Below are 14,240 nucleotides of genomic sequence, written 5' to 3'. Positions count from 1 at the left end.
ACGGCGCCTCGGCAGTCCGGACGGGGACGCGACGGGGCTTCCCACGGGCGCTCCGTTGGCGATCCGCGTCTGGGGCAGCACCACGGTCTGGGTGCCGGACCACTGCTTCTCGGCCAGTTCCGAGACCACCGGGACCGGCAGCAGCACGGTGGCGACCGTCCCGTGCGGGGTCCGGCGGTCGAGTTTGACGGTGATCTCGTGCCGGTCGGCGAGCCTGCCGACGACGGCGAGTCCCATATGCCGTACCGAATCGTCGTCCAGTACCGGTCCGGCCGCCAGGCGTTCGTTGAGCGCGGCGAGGCGCTCGGGCGGCATGCCGATGCCTTCGTCCTCGATGCGGATCAGCACGCTCCCCTGTTCGGTGAGGTGCGCGCTGACACTGACCGGCGAACTCGGCGAAGACTGGTTCGCCGCGTTGTCGAACAGTTCCGCGAGGATCCGGCTGACGTCCTCCGCGGCGAAGCCGACGACGCCGAGCGAGACGACCCGGCCGATCGTGATCCGCGAGTAGTGGTCGATCGACGACATCGCGGCACGCATCACGTCGAGCACGGACGAGGTCCCCGCGGCCGCGTCGTCGGCGTCACGGCCGGCGAGTACGCGCAGGTTCTCGGCGTTGCGCCGCAAGCGGGTCGCGAGGTGGTCGAGCCGGTAGAGCTCGGCGAGGCGGTCGTCGTTCTCCTCCCCCGCCTCCATCGTCTCCAGCTGCGCGAGCAGCTGGTCGAGCAGGTTGAGGTCGCGCAGCGCGACATTGGAGCAGACACCCGCGAGCGCGCCGGCGTCCGGCGCTTCCACGGCGGGCCGCTGTTCCGCCGCCACCGGTTCGGCAGACGGTGCCGAAGGGGCGTGCCGGGGTGGCGCGGCGAGGAACTGCGCCGCGGCGACCCGGGAGCGGTCCAGAAGAACCCGTGAGCGGTCAAGCAAGCCTCGAGCCCGCGTCACCATGTGCTTCCACTTCTTTCTCTTCGCATACCCGGACCCGTGTTGCACTCCCCAGTGACAACGTCCGACATGCAAGCAGACTGAACTATCGGTGTCCACAACCGGTTTCCGTTCAACCGCTGGCAGTGACGTGGTAACGAAAGCGTTGCGGCTGGTGAGCGGTGCGCACTAGGCCATTCGGCTCATTTTCGGTGTCGCACACCCCACGTCGTGTCCGAAAAGTGCGGAGTGCGCATAAATTTGCGTGCCACGCAACTTTTGCCTACCCTGACGGTCGTGACCACGAACCCGGCCGCACCTCTCGGACTGCGCGAACGCAAGAAGCGCGCGGCCCGGCGCGCCATGAGCGAGGCAGCGCTCAAACTCGCCTTGGAGAAGGGCGTCGAACAGGTCCGCGTCGAGGACATCGCCAGCGCCGTCGGGGTCTCGCCCCGCACGTTCAACAACTACTTCTCCAGCAAGGAGGAGGCGATCTGCTCGTTCATCGTCGAACGGCAGGAACTCCTCCGGGAGGCGCTGCGCGAGCGGCCTTCGGAAGAGACACTGTGGGACGCGGTCACCACCGCGACGCTCGAGGCCTACAGCGTCTTGGGAGAACCGAATCGCGAAGCGGTGACGCTGGCACGGTCGCTGCTTCTGCACCCGTCGGTGCAGGGCGAGTTCCTCAAGGCGCACGCCCAGGTCGAACAGGTGCTGGCCGACGCCATCCTGGAGCGTGCGGGCACGGGCGCGGAAAACGCGTTGAACGCGCGGCTCATGGCGGCGATCGTGGAGTCCGCGGTGAAGACCGCTTTCTTCAGCTGGCTGATCAACGAGGGCGCCGGCCCTTTCCTGGAGACGCTCGCCGTCCTCCTGCGGGAGGCCTCGGCGGGTGTCCCCTCGCTCACCGGTTGCGGCCCGAACCGGTGAAGTCACCGAAGAAGTAGTAACGCCCTACCCACCACTGGGGGAGAAACCGTTGTGCTGACGAAGCTGTTGCGCATTCACCTGCGCCCGTACCGGCGAGACCTGTGGCTGATCGTCCTGCTGCAGTTCGTCCAGACCCTCGCCGGGTTGTACCTGCCGACGCTGAACGCCGACATCATCGACGACGGCGTCGTCAAGGGGGACATCGACTACATCCTCGGCGTCGGCGGCGTGATGCTGCTGGTGTCGCTGGTGCAGATCGCCTGCTCGATCGGCGCCGTCTACTACGGCGCGCGCACCGCGATGGCGGTCGGCCGCGACGTCCGCGGCGCGATCTTCCACCGGGTCCAGGACTTCTCCGCCCGCGAGGTCGGGCAGTTCGGGACGCCGTCGCTGATCACCCGCACCACCAACGACGTCCAGCAGGTCCAGATGCTGACCCTGATGGCGTTCACGCTGATGGTGTCGGCGCCGATCATGTGCTTCGGCGGCATCGTCATGGCGCTGAACCAGGACGTCACCCTTTCGTGGCTGCTGGTGGTCGTCGTACCGATCCTCGGCATCTCGGTCGGCCTGATCATCGCCCGCATGCGGCCGGCGTTCCGGCTGATGCAGGAGCGGATCGACAAGATCAACCAGATCCTGCGCGAGCAGATCATGGGCATCCGCGTGATCCGCGCGTTCGTCAAGGACACCCACGAACGCCGCCGGTTCACCAAGGCCGACACCGAACTGCTGGACGTCTCGCTGATCGTCGGCAGGCTGATGGCGCTGATGTTCCCGATCGTCATGCTGGTGATGAACACCTCCAGCGTCGCCGTGCTGTGGTTCGGCGGGCTGCGCATCGACGACGGCAGCATGGAGATCGGCGCGCTCACCGCGTTCCTCTCCTACCTGATGCAGATCCTGATGGCGGTCATGATGGCCACCTTCATGTTCATGATGGTGCCGCGGGCCGAGGTCAGCGCCGAGCGCATCACCGAGGTGCTCGACACGCACACCAGCGTCGTGCTGCCGGAGAACCCGATCAGCCCCGGCGAGGTGCACGGCCATCTGGAACTGTCCGATGTGGAGTTCCGGTACCCGGGCGCGGAAGAGCCGGTGCTGCAGCACATCTCACTGCTGGCCAGGCCGGGTGAGACGACCGCGATCATCGGCAGCACGGGCAGCGGGAAGACCACCCTGCTCAACCTGATCCCCCGGCTGATGGACGCCACCGACGGTTCGGTACGCGTCGACGGCGTCGACGTCCGGGAACTGGATCCGATCGTGCTGTCCGACGCCGTCGGGCTGGTGCCGCAGAAGCCGTACCTGTTCGCCGGGACGGTCGCGAGCAACCTCCGCTACGGCAAGTCCGACGCCACCGACGAGGAACTGTGGCACGCGCTGGAGGTGGCGCAGGGCAAGGAGTTCGTCGAGCGGATGTCCGAGGGACTGGACTCCCCCATCGCCCAGGGCGGCACCAACGTCTCCGGCGGACAGCGCCAGCGGCTCGCGATCGCGCGCATGCTGGTGCGCCGCCCCGAGATCTACCTCTTCGACGACTCGTTCTCCGCGCTCGACTACGCGACCGACGCCGCGCTGCGGCGGGCGCTGGTGGCCGAGACCGCCGACGCGACCGTGGTGATCGTCGCGCAGCGGGTCAGCACGATCCGCCACGCCGACCGCATCATCGTCCTCGACGAGGGCCGCGTCGTCGGTGCGGGCACGCATACCGAACTCATGGACGGTAACGAAACCTATCGGGAAATCGTGCTGTCCCAGCTGACCGAGCAGGAGGCCGCCTGATGAGCGCGCCCGAATCCACCGAACAGGACACCGCGAGCGCACCGGCCAAACCCGCGGGCGAGCGCGCGAGCGCGGCACGCGGGCCCGGCCCGGGCGGAGGCGGTTTCGGCCGCGGCCCCGCCGCCTTCATGGGCGGCCCGTCGGTCGAGAAGGCCTTGGACTTCAAGGGATCGCTGAAGCGGTTGTTGCGGCTGCTGCAGCCGCAGCGCGCCGTGCTGTACGGCGTCCTGGTCTTCGGTATCGCCAGTGTCACGTTGAGCGTCATCGGCCCGAAGATCCTCGGCAAGGCCACCGACCTCATCTTCGCGGGCGTCGTCGGCCAGGACCTGCCGGCCGGGCTGACCAAGGAACAGGTCATCGCCGGGCTGCGGGCCAAGGGCGACGACACCCTCGCCGACATGTTCTCGGCGATGAACTTCGTACCGGGCAGGGGCATCGACTTCGACGCCGTCGGACAGGTGCTGATGTGGGTGCTCCTGCTCTACATCGTCGCGTCGTTCTTCGCGCTGCTGCAGGCCAGGCTGACCACGAACCTGGTGCAGCGCGCGGTGTTCGAACTGCGCGAGAAGATCGAGGAGAAGTTCGCCAAACTCCCGCTGAGCTACTTCGACCGTCAGCCGCGCGGCGAGGTACTGAGCCGGGCCACCAACGACATCGACAACCTCGCGCAGTCGCTGCAGCAGACGCTCGCACAGATCGTGTCGTCGCTGCTGATGGTCGTCGGTGTGCTCGCGATGATGTTCGTCATCTCGCCGCTGCTGGCGCTGGTCGCGCTGCTTTCGGTACCCGCGTCGGTGATCGTCGCGGCCAAGATCGGCAAGAAGGCGCAACCGCAGTTCATCAAACAGTGGTCCACCACCGGGCGGCTGAACGCGCATATCGAGGAGATGTACACCGGCCATTCGCTGGTCAAGGTGTTCGGCCGCCGCGAGGAGGCCGAGGAGGTCTTCCGCGAGCACAACGACACGCTCTACGGCGCGAGCTTCAAAGCGCAGTTCATCTCGGGCACCATCCAGCCCGCGATGATGTTCATCGGCAACCTGAGCTACGTGCTGGTGGCCGTGATCGGCGCGCTGCGGGTCGCGTCCGGGACGCTGTCGCTCGGCGACGTCCAGGCGTTCATCCAGTACTCGCGGCAGTTCAGCCAACCGGTCACACAGATCGCCAGCATGGCGAACCTGCTGCAGTCCGGTATCGCGTCCGCGGAGCGGGTCTTCGCGTTGCTCGACGCGGACGAGCAGGAGGCCGAACCCGCCGATCCCCCACGGGTCGACAAAGTGCGTGGCCAGGTCGAGTTCGAGCACGTGTCGTTCCGGTACACCGAGGACACCCCGCTCATCGAGGACCTGTCGCTCACCGTCGAACCGGGACACACCGTCGCCATCGTCGGCCCGACCGGGGCGGGGAAGACCACGCTGGTCAACCTGCTCATGCGGTTCTACGAACTCGACGGCGGCCGGATCACCCTCGACGGCGTCGACATCGCCGAGATGGACCGCGAGGACCTGCGGTCCAAGACCGGCATGGTGCTGCAGGACGCGTGGCTCTTCGGCGGCACGATCGCGGAGAACATCGCCTACGGTTCCGCGGGCGCCACGCACGAGGAGATCGTCGAGGCGGCCAAGGCGACCCACGTCGACCGGTTCGTCCGTACCCTGCCGGACGGCTACGACACGGTGATCGACGACGAGGGCGGCACGGTCAGCGCCGGTGAGAAACAGCTGCTCACGGTCGCGCGCGCGTTCCTGGCGAAGCCGGCGATCCTCATCCTCGACGAGGCCACCAGTTCGGTCGACACCCGCACCGAGGTGCTGATCCAGCGGGCGATGAATTCGCTGCGCGAAGGGCGGACGAGTTTCGTCATCGCGCACCGGCTCTCCACCATCCGCGACGCCGACGTCATCCTCGTGATGGAGAACGGCTCGATCGTCGAACAGGGCGATCACGAAACGCTGCTGCTCACCGGCGGCGCGTACTCCCGGCTCTATGCCGCCCAGTTCGCCGAGGCGCTGGCCGAAACGGACTGACCCGCATTGAAGTGAAGGCCCCTTTCCCTACTCTCACAGTGGGAAAAGGGGCCTTCACGGCGCGTCAGGGCGGTGAACGGCGCTAGGCTTGCGTGACCGGATCCGGAGAGGGGTGCGCTGGCCGACCATGGCGGAGAAACTCGGCGAGTACCGCCGTAAGCGCAAACCGGGGCGGACGCCCGAACCCATTCCGGACCGCGACGGGGTGACCGGGTCCGACGATCTCTTCGTCATCCAGGAGCACCACGCGAGCAGCCTGCACTGGGACATCCGCCTCGAACGGGACGGGGTACTGGTCTCCTGGGCGGTGCCGAAAGGGCTTCCGCTGGCGCCGGACGTCGAACGTCTCGCCGTGCACACCGAAGACCACCCGATGGAATACCTCACCTTCGAAGGCGAGATCCCCGCCGGGGAATACGGCGGTGGCACGATGACGATCTGGGACACCGGCCGCTACGAAACACTGCACTTCAACGACTACAAGGTCGAAGTCGTCTTTCACGGGGAACGGGCACGCGGGAAATACCTGTTCCTGAATGTGAAGAAGGACTCGCACGATCGCGGTTGGCTGCTCAAACGGCTCGACCCCGCGGATCCCGGACGGCAGGAACTCCCCTCTTTCCTCGCCCCGATGCTGACGAAACCCGGCCGTCTCCCGTCCACCGGCGAGGACGCGGAATGGGCCTACGAATTCGACTGGTCGGGGCGCCGGACCCTGATCCGGGTGTCCGGCGGGCGGATCACCGGCTACGACGATTCGGGCGACGACGTCACCGGGCTCTATCCCGAATTCCGGGGCCTCGGCGAGCAACTCGGGGCCACCGAGGCCTTTCTCGACGGGGAAATCGTCGTCTTCGACGGCGGGAAACCGAGCCCGGAAGGACTCGGGCACCGGGCACGCGCCACGAAGAGTTCCGCGAAACGGCTCACCCCGCGCTATCCGGCGTTCTACCTCGTGAACGATCTCCTGCACCTCGACGGGCTTTCCTGTTTGGAACTCCCGTACGTCCGGCGCCGCGAACTCCTCGACGGACTCGGTCTCGCCGGCCCGCATTGGCAGGTCCCCCGGCACTACCTCGGAGACGGCGGCGCGGTCGCGCGGGCGGCCCGCGAACACGGGCTCGCCGGGGTCATCGCGAAGCGCGCCGACTCCGCGTACCACCCGGGAAAACGGACCGGGGATTGGCTTTCCATTACCGGCGCCCGCGTCCAGCAAGTGGTGCTGGGCGGCTGGCGGCCGGGCGGCGGCAGCCGCGCGGGTACGTTCAGTTCGCTGCTCTTGGGCGTCCCGCACGAGGACGGCCTGCGGTACATCGGAAACGTCGGTGTCGGGTTCGCAGGCGGCGAACTGGAGGATTTGTCGAAGCGGCTGTTCCGCTTGGAGCGCAAGACATCCCCGTTCCACTCCGTACCGGACAAACAGGCGCGGGACGCCCACTGGGCACGGCCGACCATCGTCGGCGAGGTCGTCTTCGGCGGCTGGACCGACGCGGGCTGCCTGCGCAATCCCCGATGGCGCGGTCTGCTTCCGGACGTCACCGCCGACGAAGTCGAACTGGACGAATAGGCCGTGTCCTGTAAGTCTGTTCGATGGGCTTCGTGATCCAGGTGGTTCCTGGCGGTGCGGGCGGATCGCCCTCGTACCGGGTCGTACTCGGGCGCATCCGCCCGCGCCGTCAGGGGCCGCCTGGGCGCGAAGAACGCGAACAGGACTTGCAGGACACGGCCTAGCTGAAGATGTCCTCGACGTCACGCCGGACGTCGAGGCCGGCTCCGACGCCGCTGACGTCCAGGATGCGCAGCACCAGATTCGTCTTCACGATCACCGAAAACCGCGGCGACGCGGCGTTGGCTTCTTCGAGTGCGTGCAATCCCGCGCAACTGAGGAATCCGACGCCGGACAGGTCGACGATCACCCGCTTGCCCGTGACGCACGCGCCGCTGAGTTCGGTACGGAATCGCCCGACCGTGGCCGCGTCGATCTCACCCACGGCGGTGAGGACGAGAACGCCGTCGGACCGGCGGTGGGTGGTCACGGCCAAGGGAGACGGGTCGCCGGGGACACGCTGGCCAGGCAACATTGGGGGCGCCTCTCTCCAGACCACCAAGTCCCATCGACGGTACTCGGCAGCGGCGAGAGGTCAACCCCGCTTGTCCTCATCGGAGCCATTTCGGTCGCGGACCTTTACGCACCGCACGCCATTCCCCCGCGAACCGACGGTGCGCGACCTCGGCGTCGGCGACCGAACGACCATGGAGAAGCCCGTAAGTGAAAGCGTTTTCGGCTTCAGCGTAGGCCCTGAGGCCGAGTAGCCGTAGGACGTCACGGGTGACGACGACGTCGTGATGCGTACCGAGAGTGGTCTGCACGGCCTTGACGTTCTTTCGCCACTTTCGAAGCTTCTTACCCGTCACCGGCCGGACGGTGTCCGCGGCGTACCGGGCGCGCTTGGCCTTCTTACGCACCTCGTGCAACGCGACGTCCTGCTCCGCTCCGGGCTCCAGGTCGTTCGCCGCCGCGACGGCCTCGCGGAGCTTCCGGTCCGACCGTGCCACCGCTTTGCGCAGCTCTTTCTTACCGTCGTTGATCTTCCGCGGTTTGGCGGCCAGCTTCTCCAGTGGTCGTAACAGTTCCGTGTACCGCTTGCTGTCGAGCGCCCGGATGGCCCGCGCCTTGGCCTCTTCGGCCTCGCGGGCGAAATGCCTGGTCATCAGTTGCTCGACGTTGCCCAGCACCAGTTCCGCGGGCAGCGCCTTGACCTCGTCCCGCAGCCGTTCGGCCATCACCTCGTTGTCCCTCGCCGGCCCGAGTTCGCCGCCGAGCCAGCGGAGCTCGGCGGCGAGACCGTTCGCGACGTCGGCGTCGAGCGAACGCCGGAAGGTCCGCAGCGCGCTTCGGAGCCGTCTGCAGGCCACGCGCATCTGGTGCACCGAGTCATCGACGTCGCGGCGTACTCCGATGTCGTTCCGGCGCAGAGCGTCCAGTTGCTCGGCGAAGTAGTCCGCCAGCACCGAGCCCGACGGCGTCCCGGCCGCCGGCACGAGGTCGTCGGTGAGCCGACGGAGCTTCGACGGCCACCGCGACCTCTCCGCGCCAGCGTTCACGACGGCCTCGTCGAGGCTTTCGAGCACCGCGAGGTCGGCGCCGGGAGACAGCTCGATCTCGATCTCCCGCCAGCGGTCGAGGTGCGCCTTCTCCCCGCCCGCCTCACCGGTGACGACGTCGTCGGTCAGCGTCGCGAGTTCCCGGCCCTCCGCGTCGAGCAGCGCATACGACGTGCGTTCGGTGCGGAGGTGCGCGGCTTGGACGAGTTTGCGGCCGAGGGTGTGCGCGCGGACCAGGTTCGCCAGCGCGCCGGGCACCTTGTCCGGTTTCCCCGCCAGCGGGAGGCGCAGTTCCTCGCGCTTGTCCGCGCTGACCGGGAGTTTGAGGTGCCAGCCCTCGTCCTTCCCGCCTAGCCGCCGCCGAAGCGTGATCCCCGCCTGCGCGAGCCTGAAGTCCGGGGTGTCGAAGTACGTGGCGTCGAGGACGTCGACCCTCGGTTCGGCCTGGTTCGTCACCGGACCGGCCGGGACCAGCGGCGGAATCGGCCGGTCGGCCGCCAAGTCGTACTTCCGCTCGATCTCGGCTTCCGCGACCGGGGCCCCGCCCTGAGTCTTCGTCACCACGAACTCCTTCCCGTCGTCTTCCTCAAGAACTACCCCAGGGAGAGGCGCGCGCAAACCCCGATCGGTCACTCGTCCATCCGGTCGTACCGGTCCGCCCATTCGGCGAGCGTCTGACGCGATTTCTCCTCGGTCAGGGTATCGCTTTCCAGTCTCGCAACAAGAGAATAATAGGCCTCGACCGCCACCCTGTCGTCGATGAACACCCCGGCCGCATAGGAATCCGTGTACACCACGGCGGGATGTTCCGCGAATTCCATGATGGCGAACGAATTCTCGATCGTTCTACTCACTTCGTTCGTTTCGGGGACGATGCGAATCGAACAATAGGGCAGATTCGCGGACAGGACGAGGTGCAGCAGTTGCTCGTGCATGATCCGGGGCCCGCCGACGACCGACCGCAGCGCGCGCTCGTGGACGTAGAACCGGCACCGCGGCGGACGGTCCCGCCGCAGCAGCTTCTGCCGGTCCATCCGGGCGTTCACGACCTCGTCCAGCTGGGCCTGGCCGCGGTTGCCGATCAGTTCGTAGGTGGTGCGGGCGTAGGGCTCGGTCTGCAGCAGCGCGGGGAGCATCAGCGATTCGTAGCGCACCACGGTATGCGCGAGATTCTCTTGGATCGTCAGGGATTTCACCGGATCGACGAGCTCGTCGAAGTACGGCCGCACCCAGTAGAGGTCGTTGCCGGGCTGCGTCAGCTCCAGCAGCAGCTCGCGTTCGGGCTCGGCCTCGCCGCAGGTCGCGAGGTACAGCGCCGCGTCCACGACGGACAGCTCCCTCAGCCCCTGCTCCCACCTCGTGACCTTGCTCTGCAACCAGCCGTTACGGCGGCTGACGTCGGCTCCGCTGAAGTGCCTGCGCTGCCGGAACGCCTTCATGCGGTGGCCCAGTTCCCGGGTCCGCGCCGTCGAATCCTTCTCAACCATGCGGGACAAAGTAGGGCCGAACTCCGGCCGCGCGGTCATTGCCACGCGGTAATTCACCTCAACTGCTGATAACTTGCACTCCCGCATTCCCGCGAAGCGCTCCTTCGCTCGCGAAGCGCCTTCGCACGCGAAGGGTTCTTCAGTTTATAGCGGAGAGAAGAGAATGGGGCCAGTTGCGATAAAGGGGAATTGTTGCGGGACGGGTAGCGGCGGTCGTGAGTGGCGATTCGAGTTGGGACCTCCGGCGGGCGGACCGGGGACCGCCGCCGTGAAGGCCCCGGGAACGTGGCCTGTTCGGGCCGGACGGTGACTCTGCCGCAAGGCCTGATTCGCCGGCTCCTCGCAGGAGGTCTTCGCGACGTGGGCCTGGACTGGCCGACCAAGCCCAGTTCGCCTTGACTATCCACAAAGGACACTCTCCGGTGGTCGAATGTCCGATCAATGCCTGAATGCACGGTTCTTTACCGGGGTCGTGAGTGGCAATGAGGGTTCTAACCCTCTTATTCACTCACGACCCCTTCTTAGAACGGTACAAATACCCTGAAACGGGCATTGGCATCACCCGGGGTGCGTGGAGGACTCACCCGTCACGCAGCCGTCCTTCACCCCGCTCACCGCTTTGAGACTTTGACGCTCCCACCCCAGGCCACGCGCACGAAAGCTTCAATTGAGGCGTCAACGATACGCTTGAACCTCATGAGTCAAGACATCCGAGACTTCGTGACCCCCTCGTGCGACCTGCTGGGCCTGGGCGAGCCGACGCACCAGGTGCCGGGTTTCGCGGAGGTCCGGAACGAGCTGTTCGCGCAGCTCGTCGACCGCGGCTTCCGCTCGATCGCCCTCGAGACCGGCCGGGTGGCCGCGCTCGTCGCGAACGACTTCGTCCTGGACGGCGCCGGAAGCCTCGACATCGCGATGAGCGACGGCTTCACGCACGACTTCGGGAATTTGGAGCCGAACCGGAAGCTGATCGCGTGGATGCGCGAGTACAACGAGAACCGCCCGCCCCAGGAACGCCTGTCGTTCCACGGTTTCGACGCCCAGACCGAAGTGATGAACGCTCCCAGCCCTCGGCGCTACCTCGAGTACGCGGCCGAGTACCTCGGCTCGGCCCAGGACATCGCGGACGTGGCCGGTGCCGACGAACGCTGGAGCGACACGGAAGCGGTCATGGATCCGGCCCGGTCACCAGGTGCCTCGGCCGATGCCTACCGGCTGCGCGCGATCGCGGCCGATCTCCTCACGGCGTTGCGCGCACGGAAGCGGGACGCCGGCTGGGCCCGCGCCGAGATCCACCTCATGGCGGGCATCGATCTGTTGCGCTACCACGAACACTGCGCCGAACCCCTCGAACCGGGTGAGCGGTATGGGCGCCTGTCCGCCGTCAGGGACGCGATCATGGCCCGGAATCTGCTGGACATCCGTGCCGCCGAGGCCGCCCGGGGCGCGACGATGGTCTTCTCGCACAATCTCCACCTGCGGCGGCACGGCACAGACGCCGCCGGGACGCTGCTGGGCCCACTGCTCGGTGACCGCTACACCTTCGTCGCGACGAGTCTCGGCCGCAGCGACGCCATCGCGCTCCAAGACCCGGAGCCCGACACCTACGAGGGGTTCCTGCAGAAGCACATCACCACCGAGTGGGGCCTGACCCCGGCGTCGGTGATCCCGTCGGCCCGTGTCCGGACCGATCCCACCCCGAGGCAGGGCTACTTCCCACTCGACCAGCCGCTCCTCGACGACGCGGACGCGGTCCTCCACCTAGGCCGAACCGGGTGACGCCTCCTGCCCTCGAAAGGCGTCACCCGGCCACGAGCACGCGCCGTCACCCCCAGTCCCGCAATTCCGGGACGGCGCGAAGTCCGCTCACATGAGCACGAGTCAACACGCCACCGCCATAACTTCGCCAAACGCGAACGGCCGGGATACCCCTCCCGGCTATCCCGGGGTCGTTCCGAAGCGGATCTTCGTCAAGGCTTCACGAGCCTGTTCCCGCTGCCGTCCGCCCGTGTCGACGGTCGAAAGGTCCTGGAGCGCGCGCAGTTCCCACACCGGGAATCCCAGCTCACGGAACAGTCCGGCCGCCGTACTGAGTCCTTCGGCCGCCTCGGTGGCGGCGCCCTCGGCGGCCTGGAGACGTCCGAGGCTGAGCAGCGCGTATCCGCCACCCCGCCGGTCACCGAGCTCTCGGAACGTGGTCATCGCGAGCTCGAGATGCCGCGAGGCCCGCTCCGGCTCACCCGCCAGGCGCAGGGATTCGCCGAAACTGCGGTGCGTGTACGCGGCGGCGTGGCGATGTCCGACGTCCTCGAACAGTTCCAGGGACCGCGAAAGGCACCGTTCGCTCTCCCCCGCGTCGCCCGCCTCCCCGTGGAGATCGCCGAGACTGCGCAGGACGTGCGCCTCCCAGTGGCGTTCGCGAGAACCGCGAGTCCCGGTGAGCGCGCTGATCAGCAGCTCGCCGGCCTCGTCGAGTCGGCCGTTCCGCCGCAGGACATCGGCGTACTTCTTGGCGGACCGGTCGTGTTGCCTGCCGTCCTCACAGTGGAGCGAAAGCAGGAGGCTCGCCTCGAAGTACTCCTTTGCCCGCCGGAAATCGCCGAGGTCGTCCCAGAGCGAACCGAACTGCGCCGACGCCATCGCCTGCCCGGCGAGGTCACCGCATTCCCGCAGCAGGTCCAAGGCCTCTCGCAACGCGTCGACCGCGGAGCGGGTCCGGCCGGAATCAGCGTCGACGTCGGCGAGCGCGACGAGAGCGGAGCCGGTGCCTCGCTGATCACCCGAGGAACGGAACCTGGCCTGAGCCAACGCGTAACACGTCCGCGCTCGCGCCAGATCCCCCACGTCAGCGTGGGAATGGCCGAGCTTCAGCAGTCTCCCCGCCTCCGCGGGCAGATCGAGGCGCTTCCGGGCGACGTCGAAACCGAGGAGCGCCACGGAGCCACCGCGCCGGGGTCCGACGAGGTCGCCGTAGGCGTCGGCCAGCCTCGTGGTCAGCCCGGTCCAGCCACGGTTGCCGGCGGTCCGGACGGCGAGCGCGAGGTTCGCGGTCTCCGCCTCGCGCCAGCCGATCGGATCGGCCGCGACCCGGTCCAGGACGGCCGCGGTGGCATCCGCCCGGCGCACCGGCGGATGCTCCGCGCCGAGCGCGGTGGACGCGTGTTCGGCCAGCCCCGCCATGACCGTCAAGGCACGGCGGAGTGCGTCGGGATCCGGCGGTTCCCGGAGCGCGAGCCGGACCAGACCGGGCAGCCGGTACCGAAGGAAACCGGACCGATCCTGGCGGGCGTAGAGCAGGTGGTCGTCCACGAGTTCGTCGAGCAGGTCGACGGCTTCGCGGGACGAACAGCCCAGCAGCGCGGTCGCGAACCAGTCGGCGACGTCGGCGGCGCCGGGGAAACCGAGCAGCCGCAAGGAATTCCGCTGCCGGGGCGACAGTTCCGCGAGGGCGCCGGTGAGCACCGGGCGGACGGAGAGGTCACCTGCGGCGAGTTCGTCGAGGCGCAGGCGCTCGTTCTCCAGCCGTGTCGCGAACTCGGCGATGCTCAACCTCGGACGCTGCAGCAGCTTCATCCCGGCCGCCCGCACCGCCAGCGCGAGCCCGTCGCAGCAGGCCAGCAGCCGTCGGACGGCGTCGGGTTCCGCCGACGGCCGGTCTTCGCCGATGATCGCGCCGAGCAGCACCCGCGATTCCGCGTAGGAAAGTTCTCCGACCTCGACCGGCCTGGCACCCACGAGTCCCGCCAGCCGACGCCTGGTCGTCACGATCGTCGCGCAGCCGGGGCCGCTCGGCAGCAGGGGCCGCACCTCGGCCTCGGACCGGGCGTTTTCGAGGATCACCAGCAGCCGCCGGTCTGCGGTGTGGCTCTGCCACAAGGAGATCAGCCCGGCCCGGTCACCTGGGATTTCGGTTTCCGCCAGGCCGAGTGCGCGCAGAAAGCCGGCCAGCACGTCGCCGGGTTCGCCGAGGTCTCCGACGAGCTGG

The 14,240-nt window shown here is 67.9% G+C and carries 10 protein-coding genes; 5 read left to right on the top strand and 5 right to left on the bottom strand.

Features of this window, described 5'->3' with window-relative positions:
• The coding region (locus H5J31_RS37810) for a sensor histidine kinase (RefSeq protein ID WP_181777463.1) at window positions 1-945 on the bottom strand (945 nt) is incomplete at its 3' end.
• A 273-nt stretch (window positions 946-1,218) separates the two neighbouring features.
• On the opposite strand from H5J31_RS37810, the gene H5J31_RS37805 reads away from it, so the two are divergent.
• The 4 genes from H5J31_RS37805 to H5J31_RS37790 all read left to right on the top strand — a co-directional run bounded on the left by H5J31_RS37805 (window position 1,219) and on the right by H5J31_RS37790 (window position 7,230).
• Window positions 1,219-1,851 carry a TetR/AcrR family transcriptional regulator gene (locus tag H5J31_RS37805; RefSeq protein ID WP_181777462.1) on the top strand — a complete coding sequence of 211 codons (633 nt, stop codon included), beginning with the start codon at window positions 1,219-1,221 and terminating at the stop codon, window positions 1,849-1,851.
• Between the two features lie 51 nt (window positions 1,852-1,902).
• On the top strand, window positions 1,903-3,636 hold the full coding sequence (locus H5J31_RS37800; protein WP_181777461.1) for an ABC transporter ATP-binding protein: 1,734 nt from the start codon (window positions 1,903-1,905) through the stop codon (window positions 3,634-3,636).
• A complete protein-coding gene (locus H5J31_RS37795) occupies window positions 3,636-5,663 on the top strand; it encodes an ABC transporter ATP-binding protein (RefSeq protein ID WP_328701718.1) in 2,028 nt (675 codons plus the stop codon). The genes H5J31_RS37800 and H5J31_RS37795 overlap by 1 nt, the downstream gene beginning before the upstream one ends.
• Window positions 5,664-5,775: 112 nt before the next feature.
• Window positions 5,776-7,230 (top strand): DNA polymerase ligase N-terminal domain-containing protein, encoded by a 1,455-nt coding sequence (locus H5J31_RS37790; RefSeq protein WP_181777460.1) that lies wholly within the window; start codon window positions 5,776-5,778, stop codon window positions 7,228-7,230.
• Between the two features lie 160 nt (window positions 7,231-7,390).
• Here the strand turns inward: H5J31_RS37790 and H5J31_RS37785 are convergent, their stop codons facing one another.
• The 3 genes from H5J31_RS37785 to H5J31_RS37775 all read right to left on the bottom strand — a co-directional run bounded on the left by H5J31_RS37785 (window position 7,391) and on the right by H5J31_RS37775 (window position 10,255).
• Complete coding sequence (locus H5J31_RS37785) at window positions 7,391-7,744, bottom strand: STAS domain-containing protein (protein ID WP_181777459.1); 354 nt, start codon at window positions 7,742-7,744, stop codon at window positions 7,391-7,393.
• Window positions 7,745-7,820: 76 nt separating this feature from the next.
• On the bottom strand, window positions 7,821-9,329 hold the full coding sequence (locus tag H5J31_RS37780) for a CYTH and CHAD domain-containing protein (protein WP_328701717.1): 1,509 nt from the start codon (window positions 9,327-9,329) through the stop codon (window positions 7,821-7,823).
• Between the two features lie 68 nt (window positions 9,330-9,397).
• The gene (locus tag H5J31_RS37775) at window positions 9,398-10,255 is read right to left on the bottom strand and encodes a helix-turn-helix domain-containing protein (protein ID WP_181777457.1); all 858 of its coding nucleotides are present in this window, start codon (window positions 10,253-10,255) and stop codon (window positions 9,398-9,400) included.
• A 696-nt stretch (window positions 10,256-10,951) separates the two neighbouring features.
• Between H5J31_RS37775 and H5J31_RS37770 the strand changes: the two genes are divergently transcribed.
• Window positions 10,952-12,034: an erythromycin esterase family protein gene (locus tag H5J31_RS37770; RefSeq protein ID WP_181777456.1), complete on the top strand. Its 1,083-nt coding sequence runs from the start codon at window positions 10,952-10,954 to the stop codon at window positions 12,032-12,034.
• 159 nt (window positions 12,035-12,193) lie between these two features.
• On the opposite strand, the gene H5J31_RS37765 is transcribed toward H5J31_RS37770, so the two are convergent.
• Window positions 12,194-14,240 (bottom strand): tetratricopeptide repeat protein (locus H5J31_RS37765; RefSeq protein WP_181777455.1); only part of this gene is annotated, 2,047 nt, incomplete at its 5' end.

Origin of the sequence: Amycolatopsis pittospori (assembly GCF_013870525.1) — a bacterium.
Lineage (GTDB): Bacteria > Actinomycetota > Actinomycetes > Mycobacteriales > Pseudonocardiaceae > Amycolatopsis > Amycolatopsis pittospori.
This window is presented reverse-complemented; position numbering and strand designations above follow the sequence as displayed.